Raw genomic sequence first — 18,710 nt, 5'->3', positions numbered from 1 at the left:
AACGGGGTCCCCGCGGCAAGACGAGATCATGGATGCGCGTGGCGCATCACGCTGGGTCTCGGCAGATGGCAAAAGGCGTCATGAGCGCGGACATCCACACGATCCCGATGCGCGGCGGCAAGACGGGCACCGATGCGGCCCCAGCGGCGGCGCATGCGTCGGATCGGGCCGTCGCCCAACTGCGTCCCGCGACGCCCCCCACAGGCACGGCCATGTCTCGCACCCTTCAGCAGGCTCGGAGAAGGCTTACGATCGTGACGGAACAGACTCATCCCGAGGCATTCGCCCGCCACTCCCTATCCCAGGACACCCGGTCTCTGGAGACGTCCTCCAACGAGGCGAGCCCGTATGATGCGGATATGGACGATCTGGACATGGACGAGGCCGACATGGGCATGACGAGCGACGACGATGCGCGCTCGGATGCCCCGGGCCGGGACGACGCGTCCGCGACGTTCACCGGGCGGGAGGACGCACCCCAGGCGCTCCGTCGCCGCGGACCGCTCGTCACCCGCTGGATCGGCTTCTCGGCCCAGCGCCGGCGGGCTCGGGAGCGGACGAATCGCCTGCAGCATCACGACACCGGCGCGGCGCGGTCCGGCTCCTGAAACCCGCAGCCCGCGCCCCGGCCCTCAGCGGCGCCGGCTGCGGGTGGGAAGGACCAATGCTTCGATGACGTTGCGCAGCTCGGTTTGGCGCTGCGCGGCGTCGGTGACCTGATCGTCAAGGCCGAGCCTCCAGGCCAGGTCCCGCCGGTTGGGTTCGCGATGCAGCGCCTCCACCAAGTCGGCCTGGGCCTCGATCGCGCTTCGGTCGCGCGCCAGCCCGGCCTCGACCAACCCGTCGGCCTGCCGGCGCAGGGCTCCGCCGACCTCGTCGAGGCCGATCTCGGGGTGGTACTGCACGCCCCAGAACGTCCCGCCATCGTGCCGGATTTCGGCCGCCTGAACCACGGTGCTGCGGTTGACCGCGAGCAGGACGGCGCCGTCCGGAAGCGTCTCGACCTCGTCAGTATGGATGCTGGGCGCATCGTAGGCGGCGGGCCGCCCCTTCAGGAGCGGATGGGACCGTCCCGCCTCGGTCGGCGTGATGCGGCGCGCGAACCCCGCCTCGGGGCCGTTGCGGTTCTGCCGGACCGTGCCCCCCGCCGCCACCGTCGCCAGTTGCAGCCCGGCACAGGAGCCGAAGGCGGGTGTTCCCGCCGCGAAGGTCGCGCTCATGAAGGCCAGGGACCGTCGGACCTCGGGCGTCTCCTCATAGAGATGCAGCGGCGAGCCGGACAGGAAGACCGCATCGTAGCCGGCTAGGCTCTCGCCGAACGGCAGGGCGCCGTCGGCATCGGCCGGCTTGATCCTGTGGCAGGTCGCCCCCGGGGCGAGCTGGTTCAGCATCGCCACGTAGGTCTCGCCGGAGGAGCGCCCGACGCTGTCGCGACGCTCTTCGCGGGCCTCCGGCGGCTCGCTCTCGGCGACGAGGAAGCGGAGCCCTGATGGCGATGCTGGCAAGGGACGGATGCTCCGGGGAGACATTCCCCGGAAACCCGAACCGGTGACCGCCACCGGTGTTCCCGGGCGGGCGGACCTGCCGCAGGGCGAAGGGCCGGAGAATTCCGGGTCCGCGACGGGCCGGGACCGGACGCCCCTCCGCGGTCTCAGAGGAACTTGGCGGGATCGGGGTTCGACGGGGCCGGCTTCACGTCCGACCGGTTCCACCAGCCGCCGCCGAGGGCCTGGAACAGGGCGGCGGTGTCGGCATACTGATTGGCCCGGGCGCCGGCCGACGTCACCAGGGCCGAGAGGTAGGATTGCTGCGCGATCAGCACCTGCGTGCTGTTGAGGGCGCCGGCGGCGTATTGCTTGCGGATCAGCCCCAGGCTCTGGCCCGTCGCCCGCTCGGCGGCCGAGGCGGCCGCCACCGCCTGGGCATCGGACTGGAGCGCGCGCAGGGTGTCGGCGACGTTCTGGAAGGCGCCGATCACCACGGCGCGGTACTGGGCCTGGGCCTGAGCCAGCGTTTCCTCCGCCGCGCGCTGGCGCCGGAACAGGGTTCCGGCATCGAAGATCGGCTGGGCCACGGTGCCGACGATGCCGTAGAACGAGGCCGTCGAGGCCGCGAGCTGGGCGATCCGCACCGCGCTGGCCCCGCCATTGGCGGTGATGTTGAATTGCGGCAGGCGGTTGGCCACCGCGACGCCGATTGCGGCGCTGGCCTGCTGGACGTTGGCCTCCGCCGCCTTCACGTCCGGACGCTGCTGAACGAGGCGCGAGGGCAGACTGACGGGCAGGCGGGTCGGCAGGCGCAGGGAGGCCAGGGTGAAGGTGGCGGCGATCTCCTCGCTCGGCAGGCGCCCGACCAGCGCGGTGAGCAGGTTGCGCTGCTGGGCGAGCTGCTTCTCCAGCGGCGGCAGCAGCTGCATCGAGACCGAGAGGGCGGCCTGCTGCACCACCACGTCGGCCCCGGCGATCTGCCCGAGGGAGAGCTGCTTGTTGTAGAGGGTGAGGACTTCGGTCTGGGCCTGGATCACCTTGCGGGTGGCGTCGATCTGCGCCCGCAGCGACGCCTCCTGGATCGCCGCCAGCACCACGTTCGTGGTCAGGGTGAGGTAGGTCGCCTCGAGCTGGAAGCGCTGGTTCTCGGCCTGGGCCTCCAGCGACTCGATCTGGCGCTGGTTGCCGCCGAACACGTCGGGGGTGAACGAGACCGTCACCTGCGGCGTGTAGAGACTGTAGAAGAGCTGCCGCGTGTCGTTGAGCGGCCCCTGCAGGGCGCCGCCGGGCGCCTTCTGGCGCGAGCCGAGGCCGTTGGCACCGACCACCGGAAACAACGTGCCGCGCTGCGCCTCCACGTTCTCCTGGGCGATCCGGAGCGACGCCTGCGCGGCGTCGAGGTTCGGGTTGTTGGCCAGGGCTTCGGCCACGAGGCGGTCGAGGGCGGGCGAACGGAACAGGGTCCACCACTGCCCGGGCACGTCGGCGCCGGACACGAAGGTCTGGTCGGCCGAGCCGCCGTGGACGGTGCGGACGGCGTCGGCGGCGGTGGGGTTGCCGAGCGGCTCGCGGGTGTAGCGGATGGCGGGCGGATCGGCGGGCGGCACGTAGTCCGGCCCGACCATGCAGCCGCCGACCGCACTCAGGGCCAGGGCGGCGAGGCCGGTGCGGACCATCGGGCGCAGGCTCGGCGCCCGGCTTGGCCGGAGCTTGATCTCGGGGGATGCCGCCATGGTGTCGGAGATTCCTGTCGCCGTCCGAGGCGGTAGAGGTGCCGGGCCGGCACCGAAGTCAACGCGGGCCTTCGCCGGCCCGGAGAAGCGTGATCGCGTCCTCATGCGGACTCGACCCGGGCGGCCGCGCGGGCGGCCGTCGGCGACAGGGTCGCGGCCGGGACCCGGCGCGAGAACAGCGCGATCAGGATCGGCACCACCACCAGGATGAGGATCGGGGCGAGCAGGATGCCGCCGACCACCACCAGGGCCAGAGGCTTCTGCACCTGCGAACCGATGCCGGTGGAGATCGCCGCCGGCAGCAGGCCGACGCAGGCGGCCACGCAGGTCATCATCACCGGCCGCATGCGCACGTTGGCGGCCTGCCACACCGCCTCGGCCCGCCCCCAGCCGTCCTCGAGAAGCTGGTTGTAATAGGACAGCAGGATGACGCCCTCCATGGTCGAGATGCCGAAGAGCGCGATGAAGCCGATCGCCGCCGAGATCGAGAACGGCGTCAGCGTGAGGACCAGCGCGAAGATGCCGCCGATCATTGCCATCGGGATCACGCTGAGCGTCAGCGCCATGTCGGTGACGGAGCTGAAGTTGACGTAGAGCAGCAGGGCGATCAGCCCGATCGTCACCGGAACCACGAGGGTCAGGCGCTGCACGGCGTCCTGCAGGTTGGTGAACTGTCCGACCCATTCGAGGTGGAACCCGGCCGGCAGGGTCACGTCCTGGACGATCCGGGCCTGGGCCTCCAGCACCGCGCCGCCGAGATCGCGGCCGCGCACGGAGAACTTCACCGGAATGTAGCGCTCCTGGTTCTCGCGGTAGATGAAGGCGGCGCCCGAGACGAGCTCGACCGTGGCGATCTCGGACAGCGGCACCTGGATCACGCCGCCGGCCGGGTTCGCCGCCCCGACGGTGATGTTGCGGATGGTCTCCAGGCTGCGCCGGTATTGCGGGGCGAGGCGAATACGCATCGGGAAGTGACGGTCCGAGCCGTATTCGTAGAGGTCGCCCGCCGTCTGCCCGCCGATCGCCGCCTGCACGGTGGTGTTGACGTCTCCCGGCGAGAGGCCGTAGCGCGCGGCCTTGCGCCGGTCGATGTCGATCCGCACCGTGGGCTGCCCCAGGGAGGCGAACACCGCGAGGTCGGTGATGCCGGGGACCTTCGCCAGGCTGGCCTTGATCGCCTCCGCCGTCTTCGTCAGGTCGTTGAGGTCGTTGCCGTAGATCTTGACCGAGTTCTCGCCCTTCACGCCCGAAGCGGCCTCCTGGACGTTGTCCTCGATGTACTGGGAAAAGTTGAACTCGATGCCGGGGAAGGCCTCGTCCAGCTTGGCCGCGAGGTCGCGGACCAGCCCTTCCTTGTCGAGGCCCTTGCGCCAGGTGTCGAACGGCTTCAGGGGCGCCAGGATTTCGACGTTGAAGAAGCCGGTGGCGTCGGTGCCGTCATCCGGGCGGCCCTGGTGCGACAGCACCGTCACCACCTCGGGCACCTCGGCGATGATCTTGCGCAGGCGCTCGACGGAGGCGTTGCCCGCCTCGAGGGAGATCGAGGCCGGCATGGTGCCGCGGATGTAGAGATTGCCCTCCTCGAGTTTCGGCAGGAACTCGAGGCCGAGGGTCCGGGCGGCGATGCCGGAGGCGCCGAGCAGGGCGGCCAGCAGGAGGAGCGACAGCACCTTGTTGCGCAGGCCCAGGCGCAGGATCCGCACGTGGCCGAAGCGCAGCAGGCGCACGATCAGCGTGTCGCGCTCCTCCACGCGCTTCGGCAGGATGAGCGCCGAGAGCGCGGGCGACACCGTGAAGGTGGCCAGGAGGCCGCCGATCAGGGCGTAGGCGTAGGTCTTGGCCATCGGCCCGAAGATGTGGCCCTCGACGCCCGTCAGGGTGAAGAGCGGCAGGAAGCCGACGATGATGATGGTGGCCGAGAAGAAGATCGCCCGGTTCACCTCCGCACCCGCGATCGCGATGGTGCCGAGCCGCCCGGTCAGGCCACCCGGCGGAGGCTGATCCTCGGAATGCTCGGGTTCGGCCAGATGCCGGAACACGTTCTCGACCATGATCACGGTGGCATCGACGATGAGGCCGAAATCGATGGCGCCGAGGGAGAGGAGGTTGGCCGAGTCCCCGCGCAGGACCAGGATCAGGATGGCGAAGCCGAGGGCGAACGGGATGGTCGCCGCCACGATGACCGCGCTGCGCAGGCTCCCCAGGAACAGCCACTGCACGACGAAGACCAGCACCACGCCGGAGACGAGGTTGTGCATCACCGTATGGGTGGTGGTGTGGATCAGGCCGCTGCGGTCGTAGATGCGCTCGACCCGCACGTCGGGAGGCAGGATGCCGCTGGCGTTGATCTTGTCGATCTCGGCATTGACCAGACGCAGCGTCGGCAGGCTCTGCCCGTCCCGGCTCATCAGGACGATACCTTCGACAATGTCGTTGTCGCCGTCATGACCGACGATGCCGAGGCGCGGCGCGTGCGAGACCCGGACCTCGGCGACGTCGCGGACCAGCACCGGCACGCCGTTGACCTGCGTCAGCATCGTGTCGCGGATGTCGTCCATGTCGCGGATGAGGCCGATGCCCCGGACCACGGCCGATTGCTCGCCCACATTGAGGGTCTGGCCGCCGACATTGATGCTTGAATTGTTCAGCGCCGTGACGAGCTGGACCAGGGTCAGGCCCTGGGCCTGGAGCCGGTTGAGGTCGACCGCGATCTCGTATTCCTTGGTCCGGCCGCCGAAGGCCGTCACGTCGACCACGCCGGGGATCGCCTTGAACCGGCGCTGCAGCACCCAGTCCTGCAGGGTCTTCAGGTCGGTGGAGGAGTATCCCTTCGGACCCGTCACCTTGTAGCGCATGATCTCGCCCACGGGGCTCGTCGGCGAGATCTGCGGCTGAGCGCCGTTGGGCAGGGGCGGCAGCTGCGCCAGCCGGTTGAGCACCCGCTGCAGGGCCTCCTGGTAGGTGAAGGCGTAGGTGAACTGCACCTTCACGTCGGAGAGGCCGAACAGCGAGATGGTGCGCACCACGGTGGCGTTGGGAATGCCGGCGAGCTGCACCTCCAGCGGGATGGTGATGTAGCGCTCGATCTCGTCGGCGGATTGCCCGGGATTCTGCGTGATGACGTCGACCAGCGGCGGCACCGGATCGGGATAGGCCTCGATGTTGAGCTGGGTGTAGCTGGCATAGCCGAGCGCCAGCATCGCCACGAACAGCAGGAACACCAGCACGCGCTGGCGCAGGGCGAAGACGATGAGGCTGTTCATGGCGGATTGTTCATGGCTGGCTGTTCATGGCTAGCTGTTCATGTGGGAGGGGCGTGCGGCCCCTCAGGAGGCCTTGTCGCCGCTCGTCGCCCGATCCATGAACACGGCACCCCGGGTGACGATCGACTCGCCGGCGGAGATCCCGTCCGTCACCTGCGCCATGCCGCCGGCGGTGAGGCCGAGGGTGATGTCGCGGGCCTCGATGGCGCCGTCGGGCCGGGCGACCCAGACATGCGCGCGGGCGCCCTCGTAGACGATGGCGCCCGTCGGCACGGCCGGCGTCGACTGCTCCGGCCCGGTGAAGAGGGTGAAGCTGGCGAACATCTCGGGCTTCAGGATCTGGTCCGGATTCTCGACCTGGCTGCGCACGGCGAGGCGGCGGGTCGCCGGATCTAGGCTGGCCGCCAGGTAGTCGACCCGCGCCTTGAAGACCCGGTCTCCGAAGCCCGCCACCGTCGCCGCGACCTCCTGGCCGATCCGGACCCGGGGGATCTCGCTCTCGCGCACGTTGGCCACCAGCCACACCGTCGAGAGGTCCCCGATGACGAAGACCGGGTCGCTGGAACTCGACAGGTACTGCCCGAGCCCGACCTTGCGCTGGACGATGGTGCCGGCGATCGGCGCCCGGATCTGGGTCTCGGAACTCAGGGTGCCTTTCTTTTCGTAGGCGGCGATCTCCGCATCGGTCTTGCCGAGCAGGCGCAGGCGGTTCTTCACCGCATCCAGGCTGGCCTCGGCGGTCCGCAGGTCGCTCTGGGCCCCGATCACGTCGTTCTGGGCCGCCTGATAGTCCTTCAGGGCCACCGCCCTGGCCTGGAACAGCTCCTGCTGCCGGGCCGCGATGGTCTGGTCCAGCTTCAGCAGGGCAGTCGCCTTGGCGATCGTGTTGAGTGCGGCCTGGTAGTCGCTCTGGGCCTGGAGCATGTCGGTCGCCTCGAGGGTGAGGAGGACGTCACCCGCTTTCACCTCGTCGCCCGCCCGCACCAGAACCTTCGTCACCCGTCCGGCATACGGCGAGGTGACGGGCACGTTCTCGTCGTCGTTGAGGGCGATGCGGCCCTCCGCCATGCCCTCGGGCCGGAAGCTCCGCACCGTCACGGGCACGATGCCGAGGGCAGCGCGCTGCGCCGGGCTGGGACGGAAGACACGGGCCACCGGCGCGGCCCGCGTGCGGACGACATCCGCAGCCGGGGCATCTGGCGCGGCGAAGGGCGCCCGGATCGAGGCCCCGGCCCAGGTGATGAAGCCCAGGGTCGGGCCGGGCCAGATTCCGGCGGCCACGACGGCGCCGGTCAGCAGCCCGAGGGGAATGACGATCCTGGCGATCGCACGGGGTGTCCTGGTCATCAGGCGCAATTTCGTTTCGGGTTGGTCGTGGAGCGGCATCCGGAGCGATCGCGGATCAGGCGAACGCCACCCCGGACGAAGGCGTCAGGCGAAGGTCGGGGGCGCGTCACCGTCCCGGATCGTCGTCCCGGATCGGCGCGGAGCCGCAATCCGGCCAGCCCCAGGTCCGAGATGGGACCGGGAATCGGAGACACGGCCGCACCGGGCGACGCCATAGCGGGTCCGCACTCCATTTGCGTGACATGGTTCGAGGCGCCCACCACCGATCCGGGCATCCGCAGGACCGTCGCCGGTGCGCGAGCGGGATGGCTGCCGGGGGGCGCGTGTCGTCGAAGCCGGGATCGGAGACATGATGGAGTCCGGCTCCGTCGATCGGACCGGTCGCACCGGCGAATCATGCGCGTTTCACGTGACGCCTCCCAGACGGGAGGGTATCTGCCAGACAAGTTCAGGAATAATCCCGGCAAAAACCGCTTCCCGGTCGATTAACATGCGTTGATGCATCCTTGCATCACGACTCTCGAAATCGTGCTCGAAATCCGTTGGCGCGGCACGCATGATTCAGGGCGTTGCCCGGAAGGAATAGGTCGCGCCGACTCCGACCGAGACGTGATCGACCGACCCGAAGCGCTGGACGATCGGACTGCGGGCGGCGTCGAACAGCAGCCGGTCGTAACGGGCATAGACCAGGGTCTGCCAAGCCTCCGACCAGTCATACGCGACGGCGCCCCCGATTCCGGCCGAGCGGAGGCCGCCCTTCGGATCGTAGGATGCGAGACCTGGTGCGCGCCCCGAAACGCCGAAATCAATGCGCTGGGACGCGGCGTCGGCCAGCACAAGGCGCGGGCCCGCGCTCAGGGTGAAGCGCCCGAACCGGCCGATCGCGTCGCCCGCGAGCTTGATCTGGATACCGTCACGGGCGCGGACGCCCTGGGTCACCTCGGCGCGCAGGCGCAGGGTCTCGTCCGCGAACCACAGCTCTCCGAAGACGCCGAGCCCCACCGTGAGGGGCACCGTCGGCAGGCCCGGGGTGAAGTGGACATCCCGCGCCGAACGCCCCTCCCGCAGGTCGATCACCGGGCCCATCCGCACGGCGCCCGCCTCGACCAGGGTGGCGTCGAGGCCATCGTCCGGCGACCACCATTCGGGCGCTTCCCCGGCCCGGCGGAACGACAGGTAGGGCAAGCCCCAGAGCGACGTCCGGTCCGAGCCCTGGAAGCGCGGCCCCGTCCCGGCGAGTGCGCCGATGGTGTAGACGGTGCCGGGCGCAAACAGGCTCCCGAGATCGTCGGCCCGCGCATCCCCCGGACAGGTTCCCGCGGCCGACAGGATCATCGCCGCCATGGCGAGGCGCCTGCGTCCGCCCGGGGGCGCCACCTGCGTTTCACCGGAGGATCGCTCGGAGCCCATCATCATTCCGCTGCCTTCCAAAGCTGCCCCCCCAGTCCGGGTCTCGCAAGCCGGGTCCCCCAAGCCCGCAAGCCCAGTTCCGCGCGTCATCGGACCCGGCGAACATGCCGTGTGAGGGGGGAGAGTGATGGTGGCCGGGAGGACCGGACCATCGATCAAGAGAGCACCGAACCATCTATTGATGGAGTTGGCGCACCAGCCCATCGAAGGGGTCAAGGGGATGGGAAAGTCAATTGCCGCGGCACGCTTCCACAGACTAGCCCAGCACATCCCGGCGGAAATGATGAACGATCCCGCACGCCGGGCGGCCGCAACCCGTCGATCCGCCGCAGGGTGCGGTTCGCGCCGAGGCTACCGGAGTTCCAGCACGCCGAGCCGGTCGGAAGCCGCCAGCGCGATCTGTCGAGCCGGCGGCAGGACGCTGACGCTCACGGACCCGTCGTCGCCGAAGCGGTGCAGCCGCGCCGCGTGCGGCGGCCGGGACAGGCGCAGAGTCACGGACCGCGCCGGGATGTCGGGACGGGGCTCGCGGGCCTGCCGGTCCCAGCCGTCGAGCCCGAGCCAGAACGGCAGCAGCACGGCGCCGTCCGCCCGGTGGAAGCGGGCCGTCACGAGGTCCGGCACCGTTTCGGGCAAGGTGACGCCGATCGGGTCGGGGCCGCCTCCCGCGGCAGGGCCGGCTTCCGCAGCGTGGCCGCCGAACAGACGGATCAGGCTGCGCACGGCGACGAACGAGGCGCCCGGCGTGCCATCGGGGTTCAGGAGCCCGAACCGGCTCTCCGGGTCGGTGTCGCCCCGGTCGAAGGAGGCGATCAGCTCGTAGAGGTAGGTTCGCCGCACGCCCTGCAGGTAGCTCCAGAGAAGAAGACGCGGCAGGTAGCGGGCGCGGATGCCCTCCGAGACCGGCAGGTGGGCGCTGCGGGTGGCCAGGGCCGTGTGGTAGCCGTTCTCGGTGACGATCACGGGCGCGGTGCCGAAGACCGGCCGCACGGCCGCGAGGAAACCCGCGAGGCTGCCCGCGCCCCGGGTCTCGGGATGCTCGAGCCCCGGATAGGCGTGGACGTTGGCGAAGTCGACCGATCCGGACAGGTTCTCGGCGGCCGCGATGTTGGCCTGGATGTAGCTCGGCCCGGCGACCTTCACGGCGGGGAAGCGCCGGTCCTCGCGCACGGCGCGGAACAGGGCCGCCTGATGCGCGGCGGAGAGGCGGGCGAGGCCCGGCCCGGCGGCCACCGGCGGCTCGTTGCCGCCCTCCGCGATGACGAGTCCGTCCGCCGCCCAGCCGGCGATCTCGGCGAACCGCTCCGGTGGCACCCGCGGGCCGGGGGTGAGGCCGTCGTAGAACACGAGGCTGAAGCGATAGCCCCGGCGGGCGAGGGTGGCGATGCGGGCGAACTGCCCGGCCGGCTCCGACCCGACGAGCACGATGTCGTCGCGCAGGTGACGCACGCCGAGGTCGTCGAGGGCCGCCGCACAGGCCGCGAAGCGCTCCACATAGGGCGTGCCGCCATGGCCGAAATGCACGTTGATCCCGATGGCGTCGACGAGATCCGCGCAGCGATGCGTCGGCACGGTCTCGGCTTCCGCCCGGCCCGCGAGCGCCCCGGCCGTCAGGACGAGGGCCGCGCGGCGGGTGAGGCCGCTCATGCCCGACCCAGGACAACGCGGGCGACGGCGCGCGGGTCGAGGGTGCGCGGGGCGGGCACGGAGTTCGGTCGCGGCGCGTCCTGGACCGCCCGCAGGACCTCGCGCAGATGCCGTCCGAGCAGCGCCTGCGCCTCCGCCGAACTGAGGTTATGGTCGATGTCCGGAACAATCGTGACCGGTGCGCCGAGGCGGCGGTCCGCCCGTCCGGGGGAGCGGCCGAGATGGCGGCGCAGGGCGGCGAGCCCGGGATCGCCCGCGCTGTAGATCAGGCGGATCGTGGCGCCGCGGCGCCGCAGCCGGGCCACCCGCCGGGCGGCTGAGCCGCCGGGGGAGACGGGCTTCACCAGGCGCCGAAGGCGGCGCAGGGCGGTTGCGAGCCCGCGCCGGGCCAGCGTCGCGCCGATCGCACCGACCCGGATCTGGCCACTCAGGAGCCGCCGCCAGGTCGCGCCCCGGGTCAGCAGCGCCGCATAGGTCGAGGTGCTGCCGAAGACCTGACGGATCACGGCGTCGACGTCCTGGCCCGGGTCCCAGTCGAAGCAGTAGAGGTTGATCAGGAGGGCGCCATCGACCCGCGCGTCCCGGCACAGGGCCTGGAACGCCGCGTAGGCGCCGCTGCAATTGCCGACGAGCACGACGCGGCTGCCGGTCTCGGCGACTGCGTCGAGGGCGCGGCGGATGTCCTCGAACCCGTCCGGGGCGAACGGCGGCTTGCGCGCGTCCGGCCGGTCGCCGCTGTCGCCGATGCCCGCGAGGTCGAAGCGGAGCGACGGGACACCGTCGGCCGCGAGCGAGCGGGCGAGATCCGTGGTCTGCCGGCCCCAGCCCGAATGCACGGTCATGCCGGTGGACACGAACAGCACCGTCGGCGCATCGGGCTCCCTCCGTCGGGGCGAGCACTGGATGCCGAACAGGTCCGGGCGGAACCGCACCGGTGCCTCGGTCCAGCCGGGGCCGTCGAGGCGCGCCGGGGCGAGGCGCAGGGGAACGGCCGGCTCGGTGCGCGTCATCCCCGCCGCAGCGAAGGCCGTGACGCGGGCGAAGGCCGCATCCGGGATTTCGGCGAAGATCGGGTCCCCGATGAGCGCGGCCAGACCGGGGAACGGCCCCGCCTCGACTTCGCTGCCGAGGGCGGTCAGCCGGGCCGCCAGGGCCTTGGTCTCGGAGGCCAGGAGCAGGACCTGCGGTGCCGGCGGACGCACGATGGCGCTGGCGTCGAGGTTCTGGAGGTCGGCCAGGAAGGCCGGACCCAGGCGAAAGCCGCCGACGCTGAGGCTGTCGGAGGCCTGAGCTTGGGTCTGGGTCTGGACCGGACCCGGCCCCTCCGCCACGCCCCCGACCGTCCGGGCGCGCAGCCGCATCTCGCGCAGGTAGGCCCGCCCCGTGGCGGCCGGCGCCAGCAGGACGAGCCGGTCCACCGGCTCCGCCTGGGTCGCCAGGACGGCGAGGTTGGCCCCGAGCCGCAGGCCGACCAGGACGACCTCCGTGACGCCGGTCGCCTCGCGCAGGAAGCGGACCGCTTGGCCGATCGCCGCGACGCACGTCTCGACCCGGACCTCGCCGGCATCGCTGGCATCACCGGAATCGCCCTCGCCCGGATAATCGAAGCGCAGGGTCGGACAGCCCGCCGCGGCGAGCCCTTCCGCCAGCGCCCGCCAGGGCCGGTGGGCGGCCAGTTGCTCGAAGCCGTGCGCGCCGCACAGCACGACGCCGCGCCGGCCCGCGGCCGGGTGGAGCCAGCCGAACAGGCCGCCGAAGGTCACCGGGGTGGTGGCCGAGAGAGCGGAGGAGGAAGTGGACGAGGGGGCGGCCGAGGGGGCGGCACCGCCCGTGATTCCGGAGCGAACATCAGACACCATGACCGAACCTCGCGATGTCCTGACTGTTGAGGGCCGACACCTCCCCCTGCGGGAGGTGGTGGGCGCCGGGAAACGTGACGAACCGCTCCGTCCCGGGCGCGAGGTGGAAACCGTTGTCACATGGCCGCGCCCCGGGACTTTTCACCCGCACACCGAGGGCGAGGTGATCCGTCGTGATCCGCAGGGTCGGCGTGCGAGCCCCGGCGACGGGCTCCACGCGCAGGCCGATCGCGGTGCGGGCGATCGGTCGCGGGCCGGGGAAGTGGAAGCTCTCGGCCAGGCCGGTGCCGCTCGCGTCGGTCAGGCAGGCCTGGGCGACATCGTGGATGCGCGGCCCGAAGCGATAGGCGTCGGTGGCATCGAAGAAGCGGCCGAGCATCTCGGAGGAGGACAGGGTCAGCGAGGCCCGCGGGCCGATCGCGACAGCGCGCTCGGCCTTCGCCGCGACCCGGCCGGTCCGATCCGCGAAGGTCAGGCGCAGGCCGAGGGTCAGCGCCTCGGCGGTCTCGTTGTGGACGTGGAGATGGAGCCCGTTCAGCCCTTCGTCCGACAGGGTGACCTGAACCGGGCGAAAGGCGCGCTTCAGGGCGTACCAGCCGGATTTCGGGGCCTGGGTCCGGTCGATCACGCCCCAGCCGGTGCCCGGCCCGAGATCGCGCAGGAACCAGACGAGGCCGCCGGCGGTGGGGGAGCGCGCCCGGCGCCACTCGGCGAAGGTGGCCTCCATCACCTCCGCGACGGCGGCCCGGCCGAGTTCGAGGTAGCGCTGCGGATCGGTGGCGCGCAGGGTCGCGGGATCGACGCCGTAGAGGAGGGCGACATAATGGTCGCGCACCTGCTCGAAATCCCAGTCGGCCCCCCGGTCGCGGGGAATGCCCGCGTCCCAGGCCGGGTCGGACGGGTCCATCCCGCCCGGGGTCTCGGGATCCGGAAGATTGGCGAAGGCGAGGCACTCGGTGGCGAAGCCCAGCTCGGCCCGGCGGGCATCCTCCAGGGGGCGGCGATAGGCGCCGACGCCGTAATAATGGGTGCAGCCGGCGCTCACCGAGAACGGCAGGTCGCCGCCCGAGGGCGAGTTCGGCACCACCAAGAGGTCGGGGCGCATCGTGGCGACCTGCGCCGGCAGGGTCTCGGCACAGAAGGCATCGGCCCAGACGCTGCACGGGGCGCCCAGCATGGCGGCCTGCTGCCAGACCTCGCTGCCGCCGCAGAGCACCGCGAGGGACGGCGCGAGCTGCGTGCGGTCGAGAAATCCCGCCACCTCGCGGGCGAGGCTCGCGGCGAAGTCCGGATCGTCGTGGGGATAGTCGAAGTTCGCCAGCATCAGGTCCTGCCAGACCAGGAGGCCGGCGGCATCGCAGTGATCGAAGAACGCGGACGACGGGTACAGCGTGGTGCCGGACACGCGCAGCATGTTCATGCCGGCCTCGCGGGCCAGGGCGACGAGGGCGGCGTCCTCCTCCGATCCGAGGCCGACGAGATCCGTCGGCATCCAGTTGGCGCCCCGGCAGAAGATCGGCACGCCATTGACCGCGAGTGCGAGCCCCGCCTCGAAGGGCCGGGTCAGCGACAGGGTGCGAAAGCCGGTCCGCCCAAGATCGAAGGGCATGCCGTCGATATCCACTGTCACCGGGTGGAGATGGGGAGTCCCGTGGGTGTGCGGCCACCAGGGCGCGACGCCGGGAAGCTCCAGGGTGCCAACGAACAGGCCGGGTTCGGCCTCGGTCAGGTGGACCTCCCGCCCGTCGCACCGGAGCGTGACGGAGGCGGCCCTGCCGGGGATGCGCAGCCGTGCGGCGAGAGACCCGGTGGCGCCGTCGAGGGAGGCCCTCAGATCGGCCTCTGCCAGCCGCGACGGGGCCGGCTCCACCGTCACGGGCCGATAGGGGCCGACGCAATCGATCGCTGGGCACCAGCCCGGCATGAAGCCCAGGAGGCTCGTCCGCACGTGGCGCAGGGCGCCGGGAGTGACCATCCGGGGACGCCAGCGGCCGCGCTTCGATGGCCGTTCGAGCTGCGCCGTCAGGGACCGGAAGCAGAGCGCGAGATCCGTTCCTGAGGCGAGATCGGTTCCGGGACGGAGATCGGCGTCGATGACGTAGGCTTCGAACATCGAGCGGGTGACCAGCACCGGAACGCCGTCGAGCCAGATTTCGGCCAGGGTCGCCAGACCCTCGAAGCGCAAGCGCACAGGACCGGTCTCGCGCAGGCTGGTCCGATACCACGCGTCGCGATCGTGGATCGGCGTCGGCGCAGCCTCCGACCAGCGCCCGGCGTCGCGCAGGGCGGCCGCAACGGTGCCGGGGACGGGAGCCGGAATCCAGTCGGTCGCCCGTTCCACCAAGTCGCCCGGTCCGGCGCAGGCGCCGGGCGGCGTCAGGGCGAGGCGCCAGGGGCCGGCTACCGCCCGCGGCGCCACCCCCCCGATCGAACGAAGACGAGCCACGATCCGCCTCGCTCAGCCGGGAACGCGGTCGAGGGCGCGGTCGAGGGCATCGAACACGTCCGCGTAGGTGGCGGCGAGCCGGTCGAGGCGCGGGGTCAGCCCGTCGGCGCTACGCCGGTGGAAAGCCCGGGCGAGCTGGAACTGGAAGGCTTTCGCTTCGGCGCCGAGCCGATGGGCGGCCTCGGATGCGGGACCGAAGAGACCGCGCCCCATTCCCTCGAGCCCGGTGCCGGCGAGCCCGGTGCCGTCGAGCCAGGCGAGATGGCTCGCCAGCAGCTCGAAATTCGCCCCGAGCTGGCGTGTGGTGTTGAAGGCGTAGGCGTGGAAGACGGCGAGCGGGCGGGTCACCAGGGCAGGCGCCGTCGCCGCGAGGGTGTCACGGAAGGCCACGACCGGGTTCCGCTCCGGTGCCCGGGCGCGATGGCGCTTGAGGAGGTCGAGGGCGGCGCCCGGGAGATCGGCCGCGCCCAGGGGCTTGGCGACCGCCTTCACGAATTCGGCGTAGGGCGGCAGCACCGCGGGACCGAAGATGCCCCGGTAATCGTCGCCCGAGAGCCGGAACCGGCCGGCATTGTGGAGATAGTCGAGTTCCCGGGCCTCGGGATCGAGGGCCAGGATGCCGATCGTGGTCTTGCCGTGGTCCCGGCCATAGGTGGTGCCGTGGGTGTCCGGCAGGTGGATCGCATCGACCTCCACCAGCACCGGCCGTCCGCGGGCGGCCAGCGCCCGGGCATGCGTCTCGAGGCCGTCGTAGACCGCGAGTTCCAGCACCTCCAGTCCGTAGAGCCGCTCAAGGTCGGCGGCGGGCGGCTTGAAGAAGGTGAACTGGTCGCCCTCGAAATCCTGCCGCAGGGTGAAGCCCAGCATCGCCTCCGGCACGAGGCCGCGCCCGTGCAGGAGTTCGATCCAGAGGTCGACGTAGCAATTCGTCTCCGGCCAGTTGCGGTCGGCCCCGTGGAGCGGGTGCGGCGCATGGGGCTGGTCGGCGCCGGGCACGGGCGACGTCCGGGCGAGAGCGGCAGTCACCGGATCAGCCCCACAGGGTGGCGCGCACGGAATCCGGCCAGGCGGCGAGGTCCAGGCCGTGATGGCGCAGGAGGGCGAGGGTGATCCGCTCCAGGCCGAAGCCGACGCAGGCGGTGTGGGCCACGCTGCCATCGGCCTGGCGCAGGTCCCAAGTCGTGCCGAAATGATCCTGGTGGTAGTTGAAGCTGAGGCAGGCGGTCGGCTTCTCGACGCTGTTGACCGGCACGTTCAGCTCGAACTTCAGGTTCTGCTGGCGCTGGTTGTTGGCGAGCATGCGCCCGGCGCGGCCGAAGAACGGATCGTTGGCGACATCGATCGCCAGCGGCAGGGCGAGGCTGCGGATCATCTCGGTGCCGCGGGCGAGCCAGGATTCGCGGAAGGCCAGCACCTGCTCGGGGCTGCCCATGCGGACGTATTCGCGCATCCGGAACAGCTGCATCCGGGTCGGCTCGAGGCTCGGCTCGCGCCGGAAACAGTAGGATTGCAGGTCGAACAGGCCGCCCCCGGCGGGCAGGGGGCCTCGCGCAGCAGCGGCGGGATAGAGCGGGTAGCAGGCCGCCGGGGTGAGGACGATATCGGTCGCCCGCTGCTGGCCGGTCCAGTCGTTCCGGGCCTCGACGCAGGCCAGAAGCTCGGCGTGCTCCGCCTCGTTGCCGCAGAAGCTGTGCACCGTGCCGGCAAGGTTCGGGAAGCCCTTCAGGTAGCCGCTGCGCTCGAAGGCGGGCCGGCTCATGGCGGGAGGAAAGCGCATCACCTCGGCCCCATCCGCCGCGCCGAGGCGGGTGATCAGGCGCTCCAGGGCATCCACCACGCTCTCGAAGTCGCCGCTGCGGCCGTAGAGGCCCTCGACGCCGGTGCGGACCAGGAGGCCCTGGTTGAACAGGCGGTCGAGAAAGCTCGGCGCGTCGGTCCCCGCATCGTCGGCGATGGTGTCGGCGGGAAGTGAGAAGGTCGATTCCATCACGCGCTCATGAGCTGTCCGCCACCCTTCTGCACGAGCAGGAGCTTGGCGGTGTTGGCGAGGATGCGGTCGTTCCCGATCATCAGCGGTGCCGACAGGACGTCGCGCAGGGGCCGGCCGAGACTGAAAGGCGTGCTGTTCTTGTATCCAGCGAGGCCGACGATCGCGAGGGCACGCTGCACGATGTCGACGGCCATCTCGGACGCGGTGGTCTTCAAGTTGTTGAGCATGACCGCGAAACCGATGGAGCCGATCGCGTCGGCATCGCCCTGTACGTCCTCGTAACGGACCAGGGCGGCGACGATGGCGCTCCGCAGGGCCTGGAGCGTATTTGAGACCTCGGCGAGGCGCAGGGCCGTGGGCGGGACCTGTCCGGGCTGGCGCCGGGCCTCTCCCTGCACGAAGGCGCGGGCGCGATCGACGGCCGCATTCGCGATGCCGAACCAGACGCTGCTCCACAGGAGATGCGAGGCGGCCAGCATCGACTGGGCGGCGATTTCGGCGAAGGGCTTCGGCAGGATCTGCGCGACCGGGAGGCCCCGGGCCTCCAGGCGAAAGCCGTCGCTGCAGGTGCCGCGCATCCCGAGAGTGTCCCACACGCTCGTGCGCTCCAGGAAGATCTGGTCGGCGAGGAGGGCCACCAGCACCTGATCGGAGCCCGCCGCGTCCGGATGGCGCCGGGCGGTGGCAAGGATGAGATCGGCCTGCCGGCCATAGGAGATGACGGACGCATCCTTGCCGAGGGAGAACACGCCGTCCTCCGCCTCCACGGCGCAGAAGCTGGTGCGCAGGTCGCCGCCGATGCCGGCCTCGGTGGTCGAGGAGGCCACGAGCAGCTGCTCGCGAGCGATCCGCTCCATGAGCTGGCAGTGCCAGGCGCTGTCGAGCCCGTGGGCCACGAGGCTCGCGACCTTGATGTGATGCATGGCGAACACCATCGCGGCGTTGCTGCAGGCCTGGCCGAGGGTGCTGCAGACCACCGCCACCTGGCGCAGACCGGCGCCCTCGCCCTCGAACTGGCTCGGGATCTGAAGGCCCAGCAGCCGTTCCGCCTTCAGCGCCGCGACCGCCTCGGCCGGAAAGCGGCCCTCGCGGTCGACCACGTCGGCGTGTTGGGCCGCCACGGCCGCCGCGCGCTGGGCACGCTGGGCCAGGGCGTTCACGCCGCGACCGACTGCAGCACCGCGGACACGGTCTCGCGGATCGCCCGGATCGTGGAGAAGGACCGGCGGGTCAGGAACTCGTCCGGGAACTCGATGCCGAAGCGCTCCTCGAGGGCGAGCATCAGCTGCACAGAGCCGAACGAATCGAGACCGCGGTCGAACAGACTGTCGTCCTCGGAGATCTGCTGCGCAACGGGGGCGAGCGCCTCGTTCGAACCGAGAATCGTCCGAATATCGTCTGAGGTAACCAAGGCACCGCTCCATTCCCGAAGGAGGTCCATGTATTGATCAGCAATCGAGATTGTCAAACGACTAAAGATTAATTGGTAAACCCGCTATTCTTGGCTCCTGGTGCGTCGACAGGTGGA

Annotated in this window: 13 protein-coding genes; 1 reads left to right on the top strand and 12 read right to left on the bottom strand. The window is 71.0% G+C overall.

Translation table 11 applies throughout. The features are described from left to right. Window positions 1-32: 32 nt before the first annotated feature. Window positions 33-608 (top strand): hypothetical protein, encoded by a 576-nt coding sequence (locus tag J7U37_RS06845; protein WP_247635236.1) that lies wholly within the window; start codon window positions 33-35, stop codon window positions 606-608. A gap of 24 nt (window positions 609-632) precedes the next feature. Here the strand turns inward: J7U37_RS06845 and J7U37_RS06840 are convergent, their stop codons facing one another. The 12 genes from J7U37_RS06840 to J7U37_RS06785 form a co-directional block, all read right to left on the bottom strand. Continuing rightward, window positions 633-1,505 carry a type 1 glutamine amidotransferase gene (locus tag J7U37_RS06840; RefSeq protein WP_247635235.1) on the bottom strand — a complete coding sequence of 291 codons (873 nt, stop codon included), beginning with the start codon at window positions 1,503-1,505 and terminating at the stop codon, window positions 633-635. Window positions 1,506-1,651: 146 nt separating this feature from the next. Beyond that, entirely contained in the window at window positions 1,652-3,220 is a 1,569-nt protein-coding gene (locus tag J7U37_RS06835; RefSeq protein WP_247635234.1) for an efflux transporter outer membrane subunit, read from the bottom strand. 101 nt (window positions 3,221-3,321) lie between these two features. Next, a complete protein-coding gene (locus J7U37_RS06830) occupies window positions 3,322-6,483 on the bottom strand; it encodes a CusA/CzcA family heavy metal efflux RND transporter (protein WP_247635233.1) in 3,162 nt (1,053 codons plus the stop codon). A gap of 63 nt (window positions 6,484-6,546) precedes the next feature. Then, window positions 6,547-7,830, bottom strand: coding sequence for an efflux RND transporter periplasmic adaptor subunit (locus tag J7U37_RS06825; protein WP_247635232.1), 1,284 nt, complete (start codon window positions 7,828-7,830; stop codon window positions 6,547-6,549). Window positions 7,831-8,391: 561 nt separating this feature from the next. Further along, window positions 8,392-9,246: a MipA/OmpV family protein gene (locus tag J7U37_RS06820; protein WP_247635231.1), complete on the bottom strand. Its 855-nt coding sequence runs from the start codon at window positions 9,244-9,246 to the stop codon at window positions 8,392-8,394. 345 nt (window positions 9,247-9,591) lie between these two features. Further along, a complete protein-coding gene (locus J7U37_RS06815) occupies window positions 9,592-10,887 on the bottom strand; it encodes a hypothetical protein (RefSeq protein WP_247635230.1) in 1,296 nt (431 codons plus the stop codon). Continuing rightward, window positions 10,884-12,746 carry an alpha/beta fold hydrolase gene (locus J7U37_RS06810; protein WP_247635229.1) on the bottom strand — a complete coding sequence of 621 codons (1,863 nt, stop codon included), beginning with the start codon at window positions 12,744-12,746 and terminating at the stop codon, window positions 10,884-10,886. The genes J7U37_RS06815 and J7U37_RS06810 overlap by 4 nt, the downstream gene beginning before the upstream one ends. Next, window positions 12,736-15,192, bottom strand: a complete 2,457-nt coding sequence (locus tag J7U37_RS06805) for a glycoside hydrolase family 2 protein (protein ID WP_247635228.1) — start codon at window positions 15,190-15,192, stop codon at window positions 12,736-12,738. The genes J7U37_RS06810 and J7U37_RS06805 overlap by 11 nt, the downstream gene beginning before the upstream one ends. A 12-nt stretch (window positions 15,193-15,204) precedes the next feature. Further along, complete coding sequence (locus J7U37_RS06800) at window positions 15,205-16,218, bottom strand: DUF1839 family protein (RefSeq protein WP_247635227.1); 1,014 nt, start codon at window positions 16,216-16,218, stop codon at window positions 15,205-15,207. A gap of 4 nt (window positions 16,219-16,222) precedes the next feature. Beyond that, window positions 16,223-17,179 (bottom strand): amino acid--[acyl-carrier-protein] ligase, encoded by a 957-nt coding sequence (locus J7U37_RS06795; RefSeq protein WP_247635226.1) that lies wholly within the window; start codon window positions 17,177-17,179, stop codon window positions 16,223-16,225. Next, window positions 17,179-18,342, bottom strand: a complete 1,164-nt coding sequence (locus J7U37_RS06790; protein WP_247635225.1) for an acyl-CoA dehydrogenase family protein — start codon at window positions 18,340-18,342, stop codon at window positions 17,179-17,181. Before J7U37_RS06790 ends, J7U37_RS06795 begins: the two co-directional genes overlap by 1 nt. Next, complete coding sequence (locus J7U37_RS06785) at window positions 18,339-18,593, bottom strand: acyl carrier protein (protein ID WP_247635224.1); 255 nt, start codon at window positions 18,591-18,593, stop codon at window positions 18,339-18,341. Before J7U37_RS06785 ends, J7U37_RS06790 begins: the two co-directional genes overlap by 4 nt. Window positions 18,594-18,710: the final 117 nt, after the last annotated feature.

Origin of the sequence: Methylobacterium sp. 37f (genome assembly GCF_023093475.1) — a bacterium.
Classification (GTDB): Bacteria; Pseudomonadota; Alphaproteobacteria; order Rhizobiales; family Beijerinckiaceae; genus Methylobacterium.
Note: the sequence above shows the minus strand (reverse complement) of the source record. Positions and strands in the feature narration are given on the sequence as shown.